General features: G+C 60.9%; 22 protein-coding genes and 1 pseudogene. 8 read left to right on the plus strand and 15 right to left on the minus strand.

Going from position 1 to position 20,261, the window contains the following annotated elements; translation table 11 throughout:
• Positions 1-14: 14 nt before the first annotated feature.
• Positions 15-983: a serine O-acetyltransferase EpsC gene (gene epsC, locus EOS_RS13055; protein ID WP_047847056.1), complete on the minus strand. Its 969-nt coding sequence runs from the start codon at positions 981-983 to the stop codon at positions 15-17.
• Positions 984-1,097: 114 nt separating this feature from the next.
• Positions 1,098-1,343 carry a hypothetical protein gene (locus EOS_RS13060; RefSeq protein ID WP_047847057.1) on the minus strand — a complete coding sequence of 82 codons (246 nt, stop codon included), beginning with the start codon at positions 1,341-1,343 and terminating at the stop codon, positions 1,098-1,100.
• 285 nt (positions 1,344-1,628) lie between these two features.
• Here EOS_RS13060 and EOS_RS13065 point away from each other — a divergent pair, with 285 nt between their 5' ends.
• The 4 genes from EOS_RS13065 (at position 1,629) to EOS_RS13080 (ending at position 4,137) form a co-directional block, all read left to right on the plus strand.
• Positions 1,629-2,243, plus strand: a complete 615-nt coding sequence (locus EOS_RS13065) for a DUF3005 domain-containing protein (RefSeq protein ID WP_053063864.1) — start codon at positions 1,629-1,631, stop codon at positions 2,241-2,243.
• Between the two features lie 368 nt (positions 2,244-2,611).
• On the plus strand, positions 2,612-3,028 hold the full coding sequence (locus tag EOS_RS13070) for a hypothetical protein (RefSeq protein WP_053063865.1): 417 nt from the start codon (positions 2,612-2,614) through the stop codon (positions 3,026-3,028).
• A gap of 78 nt (positions 3,029-3,106) precedes the next feature.
• Complete coding sequence (locus EOS_RS13075; RefSeq protein WP_047847059.1) at positions 3,107-3,706, plus strand: short chain dehydrogenase; 600 nt, start codon at positions 3,107-3,109, stop codon at positions 3,704-3,706.
• Positions 3,706-4,137, plus strand: a complete 432-nt coding sequence (locus tag EOS_RS13080; RefSeq protein ID WP_047847060.1) for a GNAT family N-acetyltransferase — start codon at positions 3,706-3,708, stop codon at positions 4,135-4,137. Before EOS_RS13075 ends, EOS_RS13080 begins: the two co-directional genes overlap by 1 nt.
• A gap of 4 nt (positions 4,138-4,141) precedes the next feature.
• Here the strand turns inward: EOS_RS13080 and EOS_RS13085 are convergent, their stop codons facing one another.
• The 8 genes from EOS_RS13085 to EOS_RS13120 all read right to left on the minus strand — a co-directional run bounded on the left by EOS_RS13085 (position 4,142) and on the right by EOS_RS13120 (position 10,923).
• The gene (locus EOS_RS13085) at positions 4,142-5,071 is read right to left on the minus strand and encodes an SMP-30/gluconolactonase/LRE family protein (protein ID WP_047847061.1); all 930 of its coding nucleotides are present in this window, start codon (positions 5,069-5,071) and stop codon (positions 4,142-4,144) included.
• 29 nt (positions 5,072-5,100) lie between these two features.
• Positions 5,101-6,678, minus strand: coding sequence for an aldehyde dehydrogenase (NADP(+)) (locus EOS_RS13090; RefSeq protein WP_047847062.1), 1,578 nt, complete (start codon positions 6,676-6,678; stop codon positions 5,101-5,103).
• Positions 6,679-6,823: 145 nt separating this feature from the next.
• Positions 6,824-7,630, minus strand: a complete 807-nt coding sequence (gene otnI / locus EOS_RS13095) for a 2-oxo-tetronate isomerase (protein ID WP_047847063.1) — start codon at positions 7,628-7,630, stop codon at positions 6,824-6,826.
• A gap of 197 nt (positions 7,631-7,827) precedes the next feature.
• Entirely contained in the window at positions 7,828-8,166 is a 339-nt protein-coding gene (locus EOS_RS13100) for a thioredoxin family protein (protein ID WP_047847064.1), read from the minus strand.
• 126 nt (positions 8,167-8,292) lie between these two features.
• Complete coding sequence (locus EOS_RS13105; protein WP_047847065.1) at positions 8,293-8,823, minus strand: chromate transporter; 531 nt, start codon at positions 8,821-8,823, stop codon at positions 8,293-8,295.
• 5 nt (positions 8,824-8,828) lie between these two features.
• Complete coding sequence (locus tag EOS_RS13110) at positions 8,829-9,401, minus strand: chromate transporter (RefSeq protein ID WP_047847066.1); 573 nt, start codon at positions 9,399-9,401, stop codon at positions 8,829-8,831.
• Between the two features lie 146 nt (positions 9,402-9,547).
• On the minus strand, positions 9,548-10,495 hold the full coding sequence (panE, locus tag EOS_RS13115; protein WP_047847067.1) for a 2-dehydropantoate 2-reductase: 948 nt from the start codon (positions 10,493-10,495) through the stop codon (positions 9,548-9,550).
• An 80-nt stretch (positions 10,496-10,575) separates the two neighbouring features.
• A complete protein-coding gene (locus tag EOS_RS13120; protein WP_047847068.1) occupies positions 10,576-10,923 on the minus strand; it encodes a hypothetical protein in 348 nt (115 codons plus the stop codon).
• Positions 10,924-11,290: 367 nt separating this feature from the next.
• On the opposite strand from EOS_RS13120, the gene gndA reads away from it, so the two are divergent.
• The 4 genes from gndA (at position 11,291) to EOS_RS13145 (ending at position 14,562) form a co-directional block, all read left to right on the plus strand.
• Positions 11,291-12,697 carry an NADP-dependent phosphogluconate dehydrogenase gene (gene gndA / locus EOS_RS13130; RefSeq protein ID WP_047847070.1) on the plus strand — a complete coding sequence of 469 codons (1,407 nt, stop codon included), beginning with the start codon at positions 11,291-11,293 and terminating at the stop codon, positions 12,695-12,697.
• 215 nt (positions 12,698-12,912) lie between these two features.
• Positions 12,913-13,443: a DUF4365 domain-containing protein gene (locus EOS_RS13135; RefSeq protein WP_160312495.1), complete on the plus strand. Its 531-nt coding sequence runs from the start codon at positions 12,913-12,915 to the stop codon at positions 13,441-13,443.
• Between the two features lie 130 nt (positions 13,444-13,573).
• Positions 13,574-13,966, plus strand: a complete 393-nt coding sequence (locus EOS_RS13140; protein WP_152693115.1) for a hypothetical protein — start codon at positions 13,574-13,576, stop codon at positions 13,964-13,966.
• Between the two features lie 17 nt (positions 13,967-13,983).
• Positions 13,984-14,562, plus strand: a complete 579-nt coding sequence (locus EOS_RS13145) for a hypothetical protein (protein ID WP_152693116.1) — start codon at positions 13,984-13,986, stop codon at positions 14,560-14,562.
• Positions 14,563-14,600: 38 nt separating this feature from the next.
• Here EOS_RS13145 and EOS_RS13150 read toward each other — a convergent pair whose 3' ends face one another.
• From EOS_RS13150 to EOS_RS13170, 5 genes and pseudogenes are all read right to left on the minus strand, one after another.
• Positions 14,601-15,656, minus strand: coding sequence for a sugar phosphate isomerase/epimerase family protein (locus EOS_RS13150; RefSeq protein ID WP_047847074.1), 1,056 nt, complete (start codon positions 15,654-15,656; stop codon positions 14,601-14,603).
• Between the two features lie 43 nt (positions 15,657-15,699).
• The gene (locus EOS_RS13155) at positions 15,700-16,650 is read right to left on the minus strand and encodes a substrate-binding domain-containing protein (protein ID WP_047847075.1); all 951 of its coding nucleotides are present in this window, start codon (positions 16,648-16,650) and stop codon (positions 15,700-15,702) included.
• Between the two features lie 63 nt (positions 16,651-16,713).
• Positions 16,714-17,730 carry an ABC transporter permease gene (locus tag EOS_RS13160; protein ID WP_047847076.1) on the minus strand — a complete coding sequence of 339 codons (1,017 nt, stop codon included), beginning with the start codon at positions 17,728-17,730 and terminating at the stop codon, positions 16,714-16,716.
• A pseudogene (locus tag EOS_RS13165) lies at positions 17,711-19,203 on the minus strand (sugar ABC transporter ATP-binding protein). Before EOS_RS13165 ends, EOS_RS13160 begins: the two are co-directional and overlap by 20 nt.
• Before the next feature lie 2 nt (positions 19,204-19,205).
• On the minus strand, positions 19,206-20,225 hold the full coding sequence (locus tag EOS_RS13170) for a LacI family DNA-binding transcriptional regulator (RefSeq protein WP_047847077.1): 1,020 nt from the start codon (positions 20,223-20,225) through the stop codon (positions 19,206-19,208).
• Positions 20,226-20,261: the final 36 nt, after the last annotated feature.

Consider the following 20,261-nt stretch of genomic DNA (forward strand, 5'->3'; position numbering starts at 1 on the left):
GCGGGATCAGAAGCTCACGCGCCGCGGCCTTCATCCGTCGCGTCGCCTTCGTCGCCTTCGCCGCCTTCGCGGATCTTGCCCTGCGAGACATTGCTGCCCGGCGGCACGCTATGCGTGAGCCACACGTTGCCGCCAATCACCGAGCCACGCCCGATTGTCACGCGCCCAAGAATGGTCGCACCGGCATAGATCACCACATGATCTTCCACCACCGGATGCCGCGCGTTGCCCTTCACCAGCACGCCGTCGTTGCCCGCCGGGAAACTCTTCGCACCCAGTGTCACCGCCTGATACACACGCACGTGTTGACCGATCACCGCGGTCTCGCCGATCACCACGCCCGTCCCGTGATCGATGAAAAAGCTTGGCCCGATCGTCGCGCCTGGATGGATGTCTATACCCGTAGCCGAGTGCGCGATCTCATTGATGAAACGCCCCAGCAAGGGCACGCCGAGCTTGTGCAACGCATGCGCCAGACGATGATGCGTCATGGCCCAGATGCCCGGGTAACACAGCAGGATCTCCGTGATGTGCTGCGCAGCGGGATCGCCCGCGAACGCGGCCTGGATGTCGCTCACAAGCAGCGCGCGAATGGCGGGCAACTGCGTGCCGAATTCACGCGCGAGCTCGAACGCATGCGTGCCGAGTTCGGCGTCGCTCAGGTCATGGTTCTCCGGCAGGAAACGCAAGGCTCGCCGGATCTGTTCGGAGAGCAGGCGCAAGGTGCTCTCGAGCGTGTGGCCGACGTAATAATCCACGCTTTCGGCGGTCAGGTCGGCGGCGCCGTAATGCGTGGGAAACAGCGCCGAGCGCAGCCCGTTAACGATCTTCACGATCACTTCGCGCGACGGCAGTTCGCGGATTCCAAGCGGATGGCGCGTGCGATGCAATTGCTCGCGCGACGCCCGCAAGTCGGCCACGATCTTGTCGAGACCAAATTCGTGGGAGGGAGATTGAGCTTCTGTGGAATCAGTCTTGGGCATATCGGGGGCTTGGGCGGATGACGCCGCGTTGAGCGGCACGATCTAAACGATGCCCCGAGATTAACCGTTTTTCTGCAAGACCGCCGCCTGTACTGGAAACGCGCTCAGACGCGCTCAGGACTTGGGATCGACCTTTACGTGGCTGGCATCGATCCATCGGACCGCCCAGTCGCGAGCATGCGCGATGGCTTCGTCGGCGTTGCCGAAGCGCAGGTCGGCAGGAAAGAACCGATTGGCCACCAGCTCACCGTCGCTCGATCGCGAGATAACCACGTAGGGCTGAAAACAGCCGTCGCCCTGGCGTGCCGGCGCACAATTGAGTAAATAGCCGCGATGTGAAAATGCAGCGTCTAATTGCATGAGTCACCCTGATTTTAAGTGCCTCGCTTGATTCGCGATGGTCGTCTCCCGTTCGCTTTGAAACGCGCGAATCCGGCAAGCGGCACGAGGCCGTCCGGTGGCGCACGCTGCCCTCGCGAACAACAAATCATACTCTTGAGAAAACCCTCGTTGGGCCGAAAAAAATCAATTCGGCTTAGAACATTTACTGATGTTTTATCCCGCGGTTTATTCCAACCTGGTTTTATGCGCCGGAATGTTTCTTGCGTGATGTTTCTTTGTTGAACCGAAATGAGGCGGAGCAAAATGGACAACGCACCGAACAACGAATCGCAGGAGAAACAAACGGAGCGCGCGGCCGACAGTCCGCTGAAGAAGCCTGAAACCGAAACCGTTAAAGCCAGGCCCAGCGATGTGGCGGCGACAGCGGCGGGACGCGAGGCCGGGCTCGGACAAGCGGGCGGCGGAGCGCCGGATTCATCGCTGCAGCATGCCGGGCCGCTCGGCAAAACCGATGTCACTCCTCGGGCAATGGACGTTCTTAACGACGACACGCTGGATGATACCGTCGACGCCGACGGGAAAAATAGAGACGCCACGCGCGACGAAGCACTGATCACGCGTCATCCCGACGCGTTTGTCGGCGTGAATGCATCGCTTGTGAACGCACGCTATGAACAAGGCGATGGCTTGGGCGGTTTCGATAGCCGCCCAGCGCGTAACGGCCTGGCGCTGGCATTAGAGGAAGGCTTCAGTGTTGTTGATAAGGGCATGGTCGCGCCGGACGTGGAGGAAGTGGAGCGGCAGTATGAATTCGTCGAGCGCGATCCCCGCGGTTACAGCTTGCGAGGACGCAGGCACTTCGCCATCAATCATGTCAGGCCGTCGCGCCTGATCGAAATCCAGCGCCGCGAGAAATGACAGGACGTAACGAGAAGAACGCGGCGTCAGCCAGTTGAAAGACAGAAAGCCGCACGAACTTCCGTGCGGCTTTCTTCGTTCAGGTTCGCTCCTGGTCGGTAGACTGTGTAAAGCCTGCCATCGCGTGCAGTATCGTTGTAATGTCATGGCGTCGTGTGCAGGCGTTTCACCTTGAAGCCAGGAAAGGCGAGTTGGCCTTTCTTCAGGCAAATCGCCGTCGCCATGGGGCTCGAAGGGATTGAAAGCAAGCGATGTTCCCAGCGTCGAAGCAACCTGGCATAAGCCATGCATAAAGCTCCCGCATACCACACAAATGCAAGACGAATGCAGCGCGATGCATCGCAGAAGTTAAGCGACCGGGGACCAGCATGAACTCAACCAACACGTATCCGAACGACGCCGCACGGCCCACGCGCGGCGTGCGCGGACCATGGCGCGAGAAAGCGCTGTCCGCTGCACTGGTCTGTCTTGGCGTTGCGTACGCCTTATCGTGGGCCGAGATGGGATTGGCGCTGATCGCGGGTCCCAGCGAACCTGTCGCTGCACTGGTTGTATCGCGTGCATTGATGGGCGGCTTGTATGTCTGCGTAGCGTTCCGCCTGCAATGGGCGCGCTGGATCACCGTCGTGCTCGGATTCGCGTCGGTCGTGCTGGTCGCGCCGATGCTCGGCGCCGAATGGCGGGCCTTCCCCGCCGCGGCGCTGGTGACCGGCGCGGTGCTCGTGTGCAAGCTGGCGGCATCGATCTTCCTGCTCTCGCCGGATGCGGCTCACCGGACCCGTTGAGATGACCCCTCGGGCCGCTTGTTCAAGCGGCCCGTAAAACGCACAATGAGAGCCCATTTCTTCTTCGATGAGCCTCTCATGAAAATTGCCGTCATTGGTGCAACCGGCACAGTCGGCCGCGCCGTCTTCTCCGAATTCCAGCCGCGTCACGACGTTATCGAAATCGGTGCTACCCGTGGCGCGCATCGCGTCGATCTGACGAAGGTCGACAGCATCCATGCGCTGTTCAAATCGATTGGTCAGGTCGATGCCATCGTGGCCGCCGCTGGGCATGTGCACTTCGGCGAACTTTCACAGATGACCCCCGAGCAATTCCGCATCGGCCTTGACGACAAGCTCATGGGCCAAGTCAATCTCGTGCTGGTTGCTCAACAATATCTGAACGACGGCGGCTCGTTCACGCTGACAAGCGGGATCGTGGGCGACGAGCCGATCAAATACGGCGCAAGTGCCGCAGCGGTGAACGGCGCGATTGAAGGTTTCGTGCGAGGTGCCGCGATCGAATTGCCGCGCGGCCTGCGTATCAACGTCGTGAACGCGACCATGCTGGAAGAAGCACGTGAAGCGTTCGGTCCTTACTTCCGCGGCTTCGAAGCAGCATCCGGTGCGCGCGTTGCGCTGGCGTATAGCCGCAGTGTGGAAGGCCTTGAAACCGGCCGTATCTACAAGGTGCGTTGATGGTGACAGAATGGTCCAGAGAGGATTATCGCGTCACGACTGACATCGGCACCTTCGACTTCAATGTCGTGCATCGCTACTTGAGCGAGGTCGCGTACTGGTCGCCCGGCATCTCGCGCGAGAAGGTCGAGCGCGCCGCAAGACATTCGCTGGCGTTCGGCCTGTTCCATCACAACACGCAGATCGGTTATGCACGCGCGATCACGGATACCGTGAGCTTCGCGTATCTCGCCGATGTATTTGTGCTTCCAGGCCGTCAACGCGACGGCCTGGGCACATGGCTGGTGGAATGCGTGCTGGCGCATCCGGATTTGCAGGGCTTGCGCAAGATGATGCTGACGACCACGAGCGCTCACACGCTATACGCTCGTTTCGGTTTTGTCGTGCCTGCTCAGCCGGAAAAGCTGATGGAAAAACGCGCGCCGCAATGAGGTCTTAACCGCCGCTCACGCCTTGGGTGTTGACGTAAAGCGAGTACAGGCCGTGACTCGCTGCCATGAACAAGCGGTTGCGATAACGGCCGCCAAAACACACATTGGCGCAACGCTCGGGCAGCGCGATATGTCCCATGGCTTCACCCTGCGGCGTGAAGATCCTGACGCCGTCCAGCTCGTCGCTGCCCATGCCCCAGCCGCACCACAGGTTGCCGTGCACATCCACGCGAAAACCGTCAGGCGTGCCCTGCTCCGCATCGATCAGCTCGCGCTGGTTCGTCAGCGTATGGCCATCGCTTGCGACATCGAAGGCGAGGATCTTGCGCGGCGTCGCGCGCGAATCGACGATATAAAGCACCGACTCGTCCGGTGAAAACGCCAGTCCGTTCGGGCCAATAAGCGTGTCGACCATCATCGTGATCTCGCCGCTCTTGCCATCCACGCGATACACCGCCGGCTTCAGCAACGACTCCTTGTGCTCGCCTTCATAGAAGCCGTCGATACCGAAGGTCGGGTCACTGAACCAGATGGAGCCATCGGATTTAACGATCACGTCGTTCGGTGAATTGAGCGGCTTGCCGTTGTACTGATCGGCAAGCACGGTGATCGAACCGTCGTATTCGGTGCGCGTCACGCGACGCGTGAGATGCTCACAGGTGACGAGCCGTCCTTCGCGGTCGCGCGTGTTGCCATTGGCATTGTTCGAGGGCTTGCGGAACGTGCGGACCTCGCCCGTTTCTTCGTCCCAGCGCAGCATGCGGTTGTTCGGGATGTCGCTCCATACCAGCGTGCGGCTATCGCCAAACCAGACCGGGCCCTCCGACCAGCGAGCCCCCTGGTACAAACATTCAACCGATGCCATGCCGACACGCAACGCGTTAAAACGCGGATCGAGTACACGGACAGCGGGATCGGGATAACGGCGCTCCATCTGTTTTCATCTCCTTGTTGGATTCAACTTTAGTTGGGTCCGAGCTCACCATCGCGCAGACGCCACAGGCTTAGCGGATTGTCGTCCTGAAGGGCCAGCGGCAACAATGCCGACGGTAGGTCCTGATAACACACCGGACGCAGGAATCGTTCGATCGCCATCGCACCGACCGATGTCGCGCGGCTATCGGAGGTGGCGGGATACGGACCGCCATGCACCATGGCATACGATACTTCAACGCCCGTCGGAAAGCCGTTTGCCAGAATCCGCCCGGCCTTGCGTTCGAGGATGGGCAAGAGGCGGCGTGCCAGCGAAACGTCGTCGCTTTCCATTTGCAGCGTCGCCGTCAACTGGCCTTCAATGCGCTTCGAGAGGTCAAGCATCTCATCTTCGCTCCGGCAAATCACGATCAGTGACGTAGGTCCAAAAATCTCGTCTTCGAGTTGCGGCGTGTCGAGGAATTTCTCGGCGCTGACGGTATAAAGCGCGGGCAACGCGGAACATGACGCATCGGATTCGGCCCCGGTCGCGACCCGCTCGACGCCCGACTGAACGCGCCGCGCGATGCCCTCCTCATAGGCCGTAGCGATACCCGGGGTCAGCATCGTCTGAGCGCCTTTCTTTTCGAATGCGCTCACCGCGTAGTCAATAAACGCTTGCAGATGCGGCCCTTCCAGCGCCAGCACGAGACCTGGATTCGTACAGAACTGGCCGACCCCGAGCGTCACCGAATCGACGAAACCATTTGCCAGCGATTCAGCCCGCGCCGCCAACGCGCCCGGCAGCACGAAGAGCGGGTTGATGCTGCTCATCTCGGCGAACACGGGAATCGGCTCGCGCCTTTTAGCCGCGATCTCTATCAACGCAAGACCGCCCCGCCGAGAGCCCGTGAAGCCCACCGACTTGATCGCGGGATGCGCCACCAGCGCTTCGCCTATGGCGTTGCCCGCGCCGACTACCAGCGAAAACACGCCTTCAGGCAAACCTGAATCGGCCACTGCTTTTTGAATGGCGCGCCCAACCAGCTCCGAGGTGCCAAGATGCGCGGGATGCGACTTCACGACCACCGGGCAGCCAGCGGCGAGCGCCGCAGCCGTGTCGCCACCGGCGACCGAAAACGCCAGCGGAAAATTGCTGGCGCCAAACACGGCAACCGGTCCAACGGGAATCTTCTGCAAGCGCAAGTCGGGACGCGGCAAGGGCTTGCGTTCGGGCTGCGCTGAATCGAGCGTGGCGGCAAGCCAGCGGCCCTCACGCACGAGCGACGCGAACAGTTTCAGTTGCCCAACCGTACGGGCACGCTCGCCTTCGAGCCGCGCTTTCGGCAACGCGGATTCGGCTTGTGCGCGTTCGATCAGCGTACCGCCGAGTCCAACGATGTTCTCCGCAATCGCTTCCAGAAACTGCGCCCGCGTTTCGAGCGGTGCAAGCCGATAAGTATCGAACGCCTGCTCGGCCAGATCGGCCGCACGGGCAACTTCCTTCGCGCCGCCACCGCCGAAAGCGGGCCGCAGGTCGACGCCGCGCGCCGGATCGAAGGCATGCAGCGTGGCATCTTTCCCGCGCACCGCCGTGGCACCGATCAACATTTCTCCGGTGATCTGCATGTGAACTCTCCTGAAAGCAGCGCGTCTCGCAGGCAGCGATCTACGCGGTGAGTGACAAAAACAAACCGGGCTACACGAGGCGCAAAAGACCCCGCTTTTTGCCGTGGACTGCCGTTTCGCATGGAAAGTTTCAGGCTGGGAGCCCTCATGATGCGCGACCGGTATGACGATACGGCGCGATCCATCCCAGGCCGTCGGAGGTGCCCGCGCGCGGCCGGTACTCGCAGCCGATCCAGCCGCTATAACCCAGAGAATCGATGAGATCGAACAGGTACGGATAATTCACTTCGCCCGTATCGGGCTCGTTCCGGTACGGCACGCCCGCAATCTGGATATGGCCGATACCCGCATTGCGCCGTTTCATGTCGCGGCGAAGCTTGACGGCGAGATCGCCTTCCACGATCTGGCAGTGGTAACAATCGAACTGGACTTGCAGGTTTGGCGCGCCGATCTCTTCGCAGATAGCTTGCGCCTCATCCTGCCGGTTTAGAAAGAAACCGGGCATATCGCGCGTATTGATCGGTTCGATCACAATGGTGACGCGCGCCGCCCGCGCCATGCTCGCGGCCAGCGCGAGATTCTTCATATACACGTCGCGATGCAGTTCACGCGATTGCTGCGGTCCGATCAATCCCGCCATCACATGCAACCGGTCGTTGCCCAGCGCCGCGGCATAGTCGAGCGCAATCTCGATACTGCGCCTGAACTCTTCCTCGCGTCCCGGCAGCGAAGCGAGACCGCGTTCGCCACCGGTCCAGTCGCCCGGCGGCGCGTTGAAGAGCACCTGCTTCAAGCCGTTATCCACTAGCTGGGCCTTGATCTCGGGCGGCGGAAATTCATAGGGAAACAGGAATTCGACCGCCCTAAAACCGTCACGCGCCGCCGCGCCGAAACGATCGAGGAACGCGTGCTCGTTGTACATCATCGTGAGGTTGGCGGCGAAGCGGGGCATGGTGAACCTCCTGCTGGTCAGGGCAATGCCCAGACGCTGTCACTCAGGCGGATGAGGTCGCGGGTGGACATCGCCGGAGCGGTGCGCAAGACCGGGTGCGCAACTCTCGCGCCCGGTTGTCGCGCTGCCCGTTGCCCCCTTTCAAAACGATGATATTCGCGGACCCAGCGCCCGGGAATGATCGGTAAAAACCCTCGTCACGGCGAGACGGGATGGTCGATCAGCGCGAAGGCATTGCGAATTTCCGATATATTTTTCGGGCGCACGACCCGCGCGAGTTCGACGCCGTTGTCCAGGAAGATCAGCGTGGGCCAGAGTTTGATCCGGAAAGACCGGCCTAGCGGCCGGCCGCTGCCGTCCTCGATCTTCAGATGCCTGACGTCCGCGTGATCCTGGAAAACCTCCGCAATCAGCGGCTGTGCAGCGCGGCAATAGCCGCACCAGGAGGTGCCGAACTCGATCACGGTCGGTCCCTGCAATGCATCGATATCCGCACGCGGCGGCGCCGTCCGTGCGAATTCCGTGGTCATCGGCATTAGCTTTTTCTCCTCGAAGCGGAATTCCAGCCATTCTATTCAGCAACGGCCTGACGCGCTTGACGTGACCTTTGCACGATCGTGGCGAACCGGCAAGCGTCTTGCGTGCAGAAGACTCAGCGTTGCCTAGAACTGCCCGAACCCTGTCAGCCCGATCAGGCTGCCCGCGGCCAGCAACCATAGCGGATGCAGCTTCGTCTTGAACGACAGCCACGCAATAACCGCCGTGATGGCCGTGAGTACCCATTGGGTGTCCGACGCTTCGGCAATCAACGCCGCGCTCGCCGCGACCAGGCCTGCTGTCATCGGGACGAGGCCGAGTTGGACAAATCGTCGCCACGGATGCGCCTTGAAGCGCTCCCAGGCGTGCGTCGCGGCAACGGTCACAACCGACGACGGACCGAACTTTGCAATGGACGTCACGATCACGCCCGGCCAACCGGCCACGTGCCAGCCGACCAGCGTCACGATCATCATGTTCGGTCCGGGCGCCGCTTGCGCTAACGCGAACAACGCGGAGAAATCCGCCTTCGACATCCACTGATGGACCTCGACCACCTGCCGCTGCATCTCGGGCAGGATAGTATTGCCGCCACCGAATGCGAGCAGCGAAAGCTGGCTGAAAATGGCTGCAAGCGAAACGAGATCATGATTCATCGCACTCACCGCTGCACCTCCCGGTTCACCTTCGACGCGATGAAAATCGACACCGGCGTGAGCACGAGCATGACCGGCAACAAGGGCAGGCGCAGCAGCGCGATCGCGACGAACGCCAGCGCTGCGATGAGCGCCATCCACAGTTTGCGACGCAGGGGCCACGCCACTTTGATCGCCATCGACACCAGCAAACCTGCCGCAGCAGCAGCCAGTCCCGCGAATAAATGACGGATGTGCGGGTCCTGGTGAGTGCGCTGATACAGCACCCCGAGTCCGATCACGATCAGCGAAGGCCCGCCGATCAGCCCGAGCAAACCAGCCAGCGCGCCCGCTAGGCCGCGAAATTTCATGCCGACCGCAACCGAGAGGTTGATCACGTTGCCGCCCGGCAGAAACTGGCACAGGCCGAGCAGATCGGTGAATTCGTCGGGGCTGAGCCACTTGCGCCGCTCGACGAGCTCGCGCCGTGCGAGCGGCAGCGCGCCGCCGAACGCAGTCAGTCCGAGCGTCAGGAAACCGATGAAAATTTCCGCGACAGTGGGCGGAGCGAGCGGCTCTTGCAAGACATGTTCATGCATGGTTCGGCGAACGTTGCTTTTGGAAAGCGCAAAGCGTAACGCTTTATGGCTGCTGCTTCAAAGCATTGAACCTGGCATGGGGATTCTTTTAAGCGACGAGATGCTATGCCGGCATCCATCCCGTCGTCATCATCGCCGGTTTCGTCTTACGAAGCCTTCACGCCGCCACGTTCGCGACGCGATTCGTAAGCTTTCAAATGCGTGTAGGCCGTCGAGAGGATCGGCGTTTCTACCGCGCCTTGTGCGCCTTTGGCACGCGCGATCAGATCGCCCACGACATGGTCCGCTTCGATCCGCGCGCCGTTTTCCAGATCGCGCAGCATAGACGCGGTGATCGTGGAGCCGGTCTCGGTGAACATCGCGCGGGCGCGCGCGACGGCCGCTTCTCCCGGCGTAAAACCGTTTGCCGCTGCGATTGCGCGGGTTTCATCGAAGAGATCGAGAATCAGTCTCTGTCCGCCCGGTGCCGCGATGATGTCGCCGACCGGCGCACGCATCAGGCACGTGCCGGCCGCGAGCGTCGCGAGGAACACCCACTTTTCCCACATCGACTGGATGATGTCGGGACTGGCGACGGCATCGAAATTCGCGCCCGACAACTGCGCCGAGATGGCTTCGATGCGCGCCGGGATGCCGCCGGCACGCTCGCCGAACGCCATGGAATGCACGTTGTTCAAGTGAACGACCGTGCCGTCCGCGTCCAGCGTCACGGCTGCGATGCACTGCCCGCCGAGCACGCGGTCCGCGCCGAATTGCGCTTCGAGCACGTCCAGGTGATGCATGCCGTTGAGCATCGGCAGGATGGCGGTGTTGGGTCCGACCGACGTTTTTATCGACTCGATTGCGCCGTCAAGATCGTAAGCCTTGCAACTGAGCAGGATCAGGTCAAACGGCTCGCGCACGTCTTTCGCCAGTACGACGGGCGATTTTGCTATCGACAGATCGCCGTTCGGGCTGCGTATGTTGAGGCCCGTTTGCGCCAGTTGCGCGGCACGCCGTTCACGCACGAGAAACGTCACGTCGCGGCCGGCGTCGAGTAACCGCCCGCCGAAGTAGCCGCCTATCGCACCTGCACCCACCACCAGAATCCGCATGTCCTGCTCCTTGCATTTAGTCTGATAAGAACACCCGGCGCGAGTAGCGCCGGCGCCGCCTTGTTTAAGCCTGCCTTGATTTACGCTTGCCAGACGCCGTACCCGGCTTCTCGCAAGCCGATTGCCAATTCCACTTCCATCTCCCGCGCGCCTTCGTACGGCATCGGGTTATACAGTTCGTAGAGCCGCGGCAACAGGCGCAGCCCGAATTCCCGCGCATACCGGTTCGACTGGATGCCGGCCTTGTGTTTGTCGAAACGAACGTCCGGATCGATGCCCGTCATGCCCACGTACACGAACGGCATGCCCAGCACGTAATCCGGATTCGCGCGCCGGAAACGCGCTTCGTTCCAGACCGTATCGGCGAGTTCGATCACGTAGACGTGGTAATGGTGGGACTTTGGGTGAGTCTTCTTCCGAAGCGCCATGCGGTTGCCCTGTTTTTTCTCCTGGTCGAAGCGAGTCGCGCCACGCCTGAAACGGGCTGCGGACGCTCATTCTAGACCGGCGCCGAATGTGCTGCCCGCGCGCTGCCCGGTCGTGCGCAAGCGCGCGATGTCTGCCAGCCCCGTGTCAAAGTGGTAATCTCGCTCCGTCTGCGCGTTCCGCGCGGCGTTCACGCGAGGAAGCCAGCCGGGCCGCGGAAACGCGTGTTTTCCGTGCGGCTTTTGCCAGCGTTTCCTCGCGCGAAAGCCTGTCTGGAACGCCGTCGCGGGCACCGCCCCAATTGACAAATCGCATCCGTCGCGTGTGCTGCCACGAGCCCGCCCGCGCTTCGGTCATTCGGAGAGAAACATGAGCAAACAAGCAATCGGCGTTGTCGGCCTCGCCGTCATGGGACGCAACCTGGCGTTGAACATCGAGAGCCGCGGGCATGCGGTTTCCGTGTACAACCGCAGCCGCGAGAAAACCGACGACCTGATGGCCGAGCATCCCGACAAGAAGCTTGTGCCTTCGTACACGCTGGAAGAATTCGTCGAATCTCTCGAAAAACCGCGCCGCATCCTGCTGATGGTGAAGGCCGGCCAGGGCACCGACGCCACCATCGACTCGCTGCGTCCGCTGCTCGACAAGGGCGACATCCTGATCGACGGCGGCAACACCCATTTCACCGATACCATCCGCCGCAACACCGACCTCGCGAAGTCGGGGCTGCACTTCATCGGCACGGGTGTGTCGGGTGGTGAAGAAGGCGCGTTGAAAGGTCCGTCGATCATGCCGGGCGGCCAGAAGGAAGCGTACGACCTGGTAGCCCCGATCCTCACCGAGATCGCCGCGAAAGCGCCGGATGGCGAGCCGTGCGTGGCGTACATGGGCCCGGATGGCGCGGGACATTACGTGAAGATGGTGCACAACGGGATCGAGTACGGCGACATGCAGTTGATCGCCGAAAGCTACGACGTGCTGAAGCGCGTGGCAGGCTTGACGAATGAAGAGCTGGGAAAAGTTTATGTCGAGTGGAACAAGGGTGAACTGGATAGTTACCTGATCGAGATCACCTCGAAGATTTTCTCGAAGAAGGACGAGGAAACGGGCAAGTATCTCGTTGATGTGATTCTCGACCGCGCCGCGCAAAAAGGCACGGGCAAGTGGACGAGCCAGAACGCGCTTGATCTCGGCGCACCGCTGCCGCTGATTACGGAAGCCGTGTTTGCGCGCGTGCTGTCTTCGCTCAAGGATCAGCGCGTTGAGGCGAGCAAGCAGTTGACGGGACCTTCGCCGAAGTTCGATGGTGACCGCGATGCGTTCGTGGAAGCCGTGCGACGTGCGTTGTTCCTGAGCAAGATTGTTTCGTATGCACAAGGGTTTGCGCAGTTGCGCGCGGCGTCGGAGGAGTACAAGTGGGATCTGCAGTATGGGCAGATCGCGAAGATCTTCCGGGCGGGTTGCATCATTCGTGCGGGCTTTTTGCAGAAGATCACGGACGCGTATAAGACCAACGCCGACTTGCATAACTTGCTGCTCGATCCGTATTTCAGCGACATCGCGACGAAGTATCAGGGCGCGTTGCGGGATGTGGTCGTGGCGGCGGTGAAGGCAGGTGTGCCGGTGCCGGCGTTCTCGTCGGCGGTGGCTTATTACGATAGTTACCGGTCGGAAACGCTGCCGGCTAATCTGGTGCAGGCGCAGCGCGATTTCTTCGGTGCGCATACGTTCGAACGCGTGGACAAGAAGGGAAGTTTCCACGCGGATTGGTCGTAAGTCGCTGAGAGGCGAGCGGTGTTTTAGGTAGTTTGCGCCGACGCTTTAGCGTCGGCGTTTTCATTTTCCTTGAGTCGAATTATCAAATTTTGTCGCGGCGAATTTTTCCACAAGTCGAATAACCGTCTTTGCCACTATCCTTTCCTGTCGATGGACAACAGAATCGCGGGAAGACCATGGCAACAACGCTGTCAGCATTAAATCGGGAATCGGAGTTGAGCTACGCTTACCTCCATGCCATTGCATCCCATGCGGGCGTCAACTGCAAGACGAGCAACCGACACGACGACAATGCCGGGATCGATGCCGTGCTCACCGGTTGGGAGCCGTTTCCGAATGGCGGCTGCCTGACCGAAGTCGACGTCAAGGTCCAGTTGAAGGCAAGCGTCAAGACACCGTTCGACGACGGCGAATCACTGTCCTATTTCCTGTTCGGGACCCAGCAATACGACGATTTGCGCCGTGTAACGCACGCGTCGCCGCAGATACTGGCCGTGTTGTTCCTGCCGCCGAAAGCGGAAGACTGGCTAACACACTCACAGGAGCAGCTCGTGCTGCGAAAATGCGCGTACTGGGTCAGTCTGCGCGGCGCTCCACCAACCAACAACCACGCAGGCGTCACGGTAAGAATTCCAAAGAACCAAGTGTTCGACGGAGCGGGTCTCATGCAACTCATGGCGAGCATCTCGCGCCACGAAATTCCTGCTTATCGAGCGCTTGCTCATCGGGTTCCTCATGGCGCTTAAAGGCTTGTCACCGGCTAGCCTGCGTGACTTCGTGAAATCGCTGGGCTGGCAGTCGCTGCCCGATGGCACTGTGGACGGTCTTTAGGTCCTGCAGCACGCGGCCTTGCCGCGGCGGCAGATCGTCATTCCCATGGATCAAGATGCGCCAGACTACGCCGAGGCGTGTGAGCTCGCCTTGTCCAAGCTCGCAGACCTGCAGGGTATGAAGCTGGCCGATCTGATTCAACTCGCTGCCATCTCGCGCGACGACTCCATGTACTATCGCGTGACGAGCTGCGGCTCTGTGGATGACGGCCTGCCATTGTCGTTTGCCGCTTCGTTGCTGCTAGGCGCGGAGCAGGTCCTGCTCGCTTCGGCATGTACTGTATTGCGTCCGCAGACCCATCATCCGCGTCTGCACAGGGGGAAGCCACGCAGCTTGCAGGCCATGCGCGGTTCGGGCATACCGAGCGAGGCAGCTTCGTGGTCCGCGTGTCGTGTCCCGTCGACGCTATGGAAACGCCTTCCGCACTCACCCATATGAACGAGTCGTTCGTTCGCATGACCATGCTAACCGCCAGAAATGGCGTGCGCCAACTCGTTGATGCCATTGAATCGGACACGCTAACCAGCTTTGTAGACTCGCAAAAGCTGGCGGATTCGCCTATCGTTTCGTCAAATCTTTGCGAAGCGCTCACCCGTCTTCACAATGACGACATGCGCAACAACATCGATATGTCGTTTCGGTGGGCAACAACTGTGGCGTTACCGCAGAACGTCGCGGCCGGTGAGAACATCAGGATTCAAAGCGATTACTTCGGGCGGATCGACGAAGTGCGCCGCGAATTACGTGCGGTCGAGCGTGACCGCGACGACGTATTCATCGGAACGGTCGAGCATCTGAACGGGGAATTCGATATTGAAGGAAATCGGGCCGGCGAGGTAGTCGTGGCGCTGCTCTTGCGCGACGACGAGACCATCAAGGCACGCGTCGTACCCGATCAGGAACAGTATGCGAGAGCAGTTGCCACCCACCTTGACGATCGCACCTTCGTTCGGATCGCGGGGCGCCTGCGTCCAGGTCGCCAACCGCGTACGCTGATCGACGTGACGAGCTTTAGCCTGATCGGTCCCAGTTAGCCCAGCTCGCCCGTGAAACAAACTATATGGGCGATCGTTTAACGGTCTATCCCCAACAGCTCCCGTATCTCCTCACCGTTCGCGCTGCTGCCAGCGAAATCATCGAAGGCGCGATCCGCCACGCGAATAATATGCTCGCGGATATACGCCGCTCCTTCCCGCGCGCCATCCTCAGGATGCTTCAACGCACATTCCCATTCAAGCACTGCCCAGCCTGGAAAGTCGTATTGCGCCATCTTCGAGAAGATCGCGCCAAAGTCGATCTGCCCGTCGCCAAGCGATCGGAACCGCCCCGCCCGATCCACCCAGCCGGAATAACCGCCGTACGCGCCTTGTCGGCCGTTGGGGCGAAACTCCGCGTCCTTCACATGGAAGGCCTTGATGCGCTCATGATAGATATCGATGAACTGAAGGTAGTCCAGTTGCTGCAGCATGAAGTGACTGGGGTCGAAGAGAATGTTTGCGCGCGGATGATTGTCCACTGCGGCGAGAAAACGATCAAACGTCACGCCGTCATGCAAATCTTCACCGGGATGCAACTCATAGCAAACATCCACGCCAGCCTGGTCGAAGGCATCCAGCAGCGGACGCCAGCGCCGCGCCAGCTCATCGAACGCAGCTTCCACCAGACCTTGCGGCCGCTGCGGCCAAGGATACAAATAAGGCCACGCCAGCGCGCCTGAGAACGTCACATGCGCGCGCAACCCCAAGCGCTTCGACGCCACCGCCGCGAACCCGACCTGCTCGATCGCCCAAGCCGTGCGCGCCTTGGGATCGCCGCGAACGTGCGCTGCGGCGAAGCCGTCGAAGAGCGTGTCGTAAGCGGGATGAACCGCGACGAGTTGCCCCTGCAAATGCGTCGATAACTCCGTGATGCACACGCCAGCGTCATCCACTACACGACGCAGATCGTTGCAATAGGCATCGCTCTTCGCAGCTTGCTCGAGGTCGATCAGCCGCGGATCGCACGGCACCTGAATGCCTTCGTAACCCAGTCCCTTCGCCCAACCCGCGAGATGCGCGAGATTGTCGAAGGGCAACGTGTCGCCGAGAAACTGCGCCAGGAAAATGGCCGGGCCTTTGATGGTTTTCATGAGCGTCGATCCGCAAACATATCTGTCTTCAAGCGCCAAGAACTCAGAACGGCGAGTTCGGATAGTAGAACTGTTTGGCGTTCTCCTTCGTGATCAACACCGAAGGAATAATGGTCGTAGCCGGCAAATTCTCTCCCTTCAAACGCGCTTCGGCGGTGAGCTTGATGGCGTCGTAGATGAACTTGGGCGAGTACGAAACATCCGCCTGGACCAGCTTGTCGCCGTCCATGATCCGCTTGACCGCCTCCTTCGATCCCGCGCCGCCGAAGACCTGCTTGATGTCCGTACGCTTCGCCTGATCGATGGCCTTCAGCACGCCGATCATCATGTCGTCGTCGGCCGCCCAAACTGCATCGATATGCTTGAAGCGCGTGAGGTAATCCTGCATCACCTTGAACGCATCGTCGCGATTCCAGTTGGCGTATTTCGCGTCGAGGACCTTCATGTCGGGATGCTGCTTGATCACCGATTCAAACGCGGCCCAGCGTTCGTTATCAAGCGTGGTCGGGATGCCGCGCAACGCGACAATATCGCCTTTGCCGTCCATCGTCTTCGCCAGATACTCCGCCGGCAACTTGCCGAATGCGGTGTTGTCGCCCGCTACGTACGCGTCTTGCGCGCTCGTATCAGTCAGCCCGCGATCCACCACCGTCACGTACACGCCCTTCTTCTTGACCTGCGCCACCGGCTGCGTCAGCGACGCCGATTCGAACGGGAAAATCACCAGCGCGTTGATCTTGTTCACCGTCACAAGATCCTGCAACTGGTTGGCTTGTTCCGGCGCGCCGCCCGCCGTCTTGATGATGATCTTCAGGTCGGGATGCGCCTTTTCGAGTTCTTTTTTAGCCTCGTTGGCCCACCACACAATGCCGCCGGTAAAGCCATGCGTGGCGGTTGGAATCGCTACGCCGAGCGTGACTTTATCGGCGGCGATAGCCGAGACGGCGCTCGCCGCCAACGTTAATGCGCCGAGTGCGCGAAGAATGTTTTTCATGCTGTGTCTCCATTGTTATGACGGGCGCCCGACAGTATTTCGAGGGCACGGTTCGAACACACTTCAACGACGTCCACGCTGCAAAAACGCTACGAAGATAATCACGGCGCCCTGCACTGCCGCATTGAGATACACGCTGATAATGCTGGTGAGATTCAAGATGTTTGCTATCACCGACAACAAAATCGCGCCGATCACCGTGCCGATCACACGCCCTTCCCCACCCCTGAGCGCGGTCCCGCCAACGACCACCGCCGCGATCGCTTCAAGCTCCCATAGCAGGCCGGTAGTAGGCGTTGCAGATCCGAGGCGCGGCACGTACAGCACCGTTGCAACACCCACGCAAAGCCCGAGCAGCACGTACGTGACGATCTTCACGGTATCCACGCGAATAGCCGCATAACGCGCCACCTGTTCATTCGAGCCGATGGCCTGCACATGCCGCCCGAACACCGTGCGATTCAGCACGACCACACCGCCCGCCGCGACGATGAGAAACACCCAGATAGGCACAGGTATGCCGAAGAGACTCGCGTAATACACGGGGCCATAGAGATCGGACAAATTGTTGTCGAGCGTCAGCGCGCCACCGTCTGCGAGCCAGGTCAGCACTGCACGAAAAATTCCGAGCGTCCCCAGTGTCACGATGAATGGTTCTATGCGTCCCTTGGTCACGAGCAGGCCATGAGCCCAACCGAAAAGACCTCCTAAAACAAGGGCTAAAACGATCCCGATCGCGATGATGGCGAGTGGCGCGAAAGTAAATCCGCCCATGCCGTGCGCGAGCGCATTCATGATCCAGATCATGCTGCCCGCGATCAGCGCGGCCATCGACCCGACCGACAAATCGATGCCGCCCGAGATGATCACGAAGGTCATCCCCACCGAGATGATGCCGATGAAGGAGGTTCGCGTGAGAACGTTCATCGCGTTGTCGAAGGTGGCGAAATCCGGGTTCAGCAGCGTGCCGCCAATGCACAGCGCGACCAGCCCGAGCAGTGGCCCGACGCCGTGCAGCCGCCGCGCGAAACCGCCTAAGCGGCTCGATCCTTCAACGCCTTCAGTGTGTGCCGGTCGCATGCGCGATCAACCTCTCTTCAGTCAGATGGTTTTCGCCGAGCGTGGCGACTAGCTGGCCTCCGCGCATCACCGCCACGCGATGGCACAGGCCGATCAGCTCAATCAGTTCTGATGAAATGACGATCACCGCACGGCCTTCGGCTGCAAGCGCGTGGATCAGGAAATAGATGTCACGTTTTGCACCGACGTCGACACCGCGAGTGGGTTCGTCGAGGACCACCACACGCGGGTCGGGATGCAGGAACTTGGCGAGCGCGAGCTTTTGCTGGTTGCCGCCCGATAACATCCGCGCGCGGCTCGCCAGATTGCCGGTGCGGATACCGAAGTCGCCGACCGCCTTTTTCAGCGCATCGCGTTCCGCTTGAGCGTCGAGTAGTGGATGCGCGTAGCGTTCGAGCGTCATCATCGTGAGGTTGTCTTTCAAGGCCATGTCGACGTGAAGGCCGCGCCCCTTCCGGTCCTCGCTCAAGTAAGTGATGCCGTGTTTCATCGCGTCACGGGGATTGCGCGGGTTGATGTGCTCGCCGTCGAGCGTAATGCGTCCCGCAGTGCGTGGCCGCAGGCCGATTAAGCCCTCGAAGAGTTCCGTGCGCCCCGCACCCACGAGTCCCGCGAAGCCGAACACTTCGCCCGCCCGCACCGAGAAACTCACGTTCTCGGCCCAGCCCGGCACGTAGGCGTTATCGACCTTGAACGCGACGCGAGCGTCGGCGGCAAGCGCGGGTTTGTCGGGGAACATGTCGGACACTTCGCGCCCAACCATCAGGTTCGCCATCTGCTGGCGCGTGGTCGCCGCAGTGGGCCCGCGTGCGACGAAGCGGCCGTCGCGCATCACGATGATCTCGTCGGTTACGCGCTCGACTTCGTCTAGCTTGTGCGAGATATAAACGATGGTCACGCCGTCTTCTTTCAACCGCGCCATCAAGGCGAACAGACGTTGCGTTTCAGCGGGCGTAAGCGTGGCTGTCGGCTCGTCCATGATCAGCAGGCGTGCATCGCGCAGCATCGCCTTGGCGATTTCAACGAGCTGTTTTTCCGCGACAATCAGGTCGCGTCGCGCACTCTTGTATCCGGGTGCTTGTGCAGGCCAACATCGGCGAGACGCGCGCTTGCCGCTTCGCGCATGGCGGGTTCATCGAGGAAGAGACCGCGCCGCTTTTCATGACCGAGAAACATGTTCTGCACGATGCTCAAATGATCCGCGAGGTTCAGTTCCTGATGGATCAGCACAATGCCCTTGGCTTCGGCATCGCGGGAACTGTCGAAGGTCTTGAGCACGCCGTCGATGGACACCGTGCCCGCCGTCGGGCGTTCATAGCCGGCCAGGATCTTCATCAGCGTCGACTTGCCCGCGCCGTTCTCGCCAAGCAGCCCGTAGATGCGCCCGGGGACGAGATCGAAGCTCACGCCATGCAGCACGCGAACCGGTCCGAACTGTTTTTCGATGTTATCGAAGCTGACGGCCAGGCTCATGATCACGCGCTCCTTCGTATCATCAGCTTGTGCGGCAGGAGCACGCCGGGCACATGCGCGTTCGGTTCGCGCAGGCGTTTGAGCAGCAGGCGCGCGGCCGTTTCTCCGAGTTCGCGCATGGGTTGGGCAACCGTGGTGAGCGGTGGATCGATTTGCGCGGCGACGGCGATATCGTCGAAACCCATCACCGCCATGTCGTCCGGCACGCGCAGGCCCGCGCCGCGCAGGCCGTTGATCACGCCGATGGCGAGCGTGTCGGATACGGCGAACACTGCCGTTGGCCGGTTACGGCGCAGACGTGTCAGCTTGCGTGCGGCGCTTTCGCCGGCTGCGTAATCGAGGGTATCGAGATCAATGTGCCAGGCAGGATCGGCGTCGACACCGGCTGCGCTCAGCGCATCGCGATACCCTTCTGCGCGCTGGCGGCTATATAAATATCCGTGGCCCGAATTGATCAGCGCGATTTTCCGGTGGCCCCGGCTGAGCAAGTGGCGTACGGCGTCGCCGGCGGCTTGAAAGTTATCTATGCCTACGTACGGCACGCCCGCCGCGGGGTCGAATTCGCAGCACGCGACCCAGGGCAACGTGGCCGCTTCTTCGGCGAGTGCTTGTTGGACGGCGGCGGGATCGAGGCAGATTGCGCCGTCGGCGCGGCGGCCGCGGAGTAGATCGAAGTAACTGCGTTCGCGGCCGGGGTCGGCGCCGGTATCGCATAGCAGCATGAAATAGCCGTTCTGGCGGGCGACGCTGTCGATGCCGCGCACGATGGCCGCGTAGAACGGATTGCCGAAGTCGGGGACCATGGTGAGCAACATGCGGCTTTCCGCAGTGCGCAAATTGCGGGCGAGTTCATTGACGCGATAGCCGCTGGCCGCGACTGCCGCGAGAACCTTGTCGCGGGTTGGTTCGCGGACATTGGTGTGACCGTTGAGGACGCGGGACACTGTGGCGACGGAGACGCCCGCTTTCAACGCGACGTCGGAGATCGAGATTTCATCGGCGGTGCGAAACGAATCTGTCATTTGTTTCAACCCGCTGCCCGCGAATGTAATGGATTA

The sequence above is a fragment of the Caballeronia mineralivorans PML1(12) genome, from assembly GCF_001028175.1.
In the GTDB taxonomy this organism is placed as follows: domain Bacteria; phylum Pseudomonadota; class Gammaproteobacteria; order Burkholderiales; family Burkholderiaceae; genus Caballeronia; species Caballeronia mineralivorans.

Bases quoted from the DNA above. Each gene is read 5' to 3' on its own strand.
- gndA (WP_047847070.1), top strand. From the start codon at position 11,291: ATGAGCAAACAAGCAATCGGCGTTGTCGGCCTCGCCGTCATGGGACGC.
- EOS_RS13085 (WP_047847061.1), bottom strand. From the start codon at position 5,071: ATGGAGCGCCGTTATCCCGATCCCGCTGTCCGTGTACTCGATCCGCGT.
- EOS_RS13170 (WP_047847077.1), bottom strand. From the start codon at position 20,225: ATGACAGATTCGTTTCGCACCGCCGATGAAATCTCGATCTCCGACGTC.
- EOS_RS13140 (WP_152693115.1), top strand. From the start codon at position 13,574: ATGGATCAAGATGCGCCAGACTACGCCGAGGCGTGTGAGCTCGCCTTG.
- EOS_RS13160 (WP_047847076.1), bottom strand. From the start codon at position 17,730: ATGCGACCGGCACACACTGAAGGCGTTGAAGGATCGAGCCGCTTAGGC.
- EOS_RS13100 (WP_047847064.1), bottom strand. From the start codon at position 8,166: ATGCCGATGACCACGGAATTCGCACGGACGGCGCCGCCGCGTGCGGAT.
- EOS_RS13150 (WP_047847074.1), bottom strand. From the start codon at position 15,656: ATGAAAACCATCAAAGGCCCGGCCATTTTCCTGGCGCAGTTTCTCGGC.
- EOS_RS13065 (WP_053063864.1), top strand. From the start codon at position 1,629: ATGGACAACGCACCGAACAACGAATCGCAGGAGAAACAAACGGAGCGC.
- EOS_RS13060 (WP_047847057.1), bottom strand. From the start codon at position 1,343: ATGCAATTAGACGCTGCATTTTCACATCGCGGCTATTTACTCAATTGT.
- EOS_RS13105 (WP_047847065.1), bottom strand. From the start codon at position 8,823: ATGAATCATGATCTCGTTTCGCTTGCAGCCATTTTCAGCCAGCTTTCG.
- EOS_RS13075 (WP_047847059.1), top strand. From the start codon at position 3,107: ATGAAAATTGCCGTCATTGGTGCAACCGGCACAGTCGGCCGCGCCGTC.
- EOS_RS13145 (WP_152693116.1), top strand. From the start codon at position 13,984: ATGACCATGCTAACCGCCAGAAATGGCGTGCGCCAACTCGTTGATGCC.
- EOS_RS13155 (WP_047847075.1), bottom strand. From the start codon at position 16,650: ATGAAAAACATTCTTCGCGCACTCGGCGCATTAACGTTGGCGGCGAGC.
- EOS_RS13110 (WP_047847066.1), bottom strand. From the start codon at position 9,401: ATGCATGAACATGTCTTGCAAGAGCCGCTCGCTCCGCCCACTGTCGCG.
- EOS_RS13120 (WP_047847068.1), bottom strand. From the start codon at position 10,923: ATGGCGCTTCGGAAGAAGACTCACCCAAAGTCCCACCATTACCACGTC.
- EOS_RS13080 (WP_047847060.1), top strand. From the start codon at position 3,706: ATGGTGACAGAATGGTCCAGAGAGGATTATCGCGTCACGACTGACATC.
- epsC (WP_047847056.1), bottom strand. From the start codon at position 983: ATGCCCAAGACTGATTCCACAGAAGCTCAATCTCCCTCCCACGAATTT.
- otnI (WP_047847063.1), bottom strand. From the start codon at position 7,630: ATGCCCCGCTTCGCCGCCAACCTCACGATGATGTACAACGAGCACGCG.
- EOS_RS13090 (WP_047847062.1), bottom strand. From the start codon at position 6,678: ATGCAGATCACCGGAGAAATGTTGATCGGTGCCACGGCGGTGCGCGGG.
- panE (WP_047847067.1), bottom strand. From the start codon at position 10,495: ATGCGGATTCTGGTGGTGGGTGCAGGTGCGATAGGCGGCTACTTCGGC.
- EOS_RS13070 (WP_053063865.1), top strand. From the start codon at position 2,612: ATGAACTCAACCAACACGTATCCGAACGACGCCGCACGGCCCACGCGC.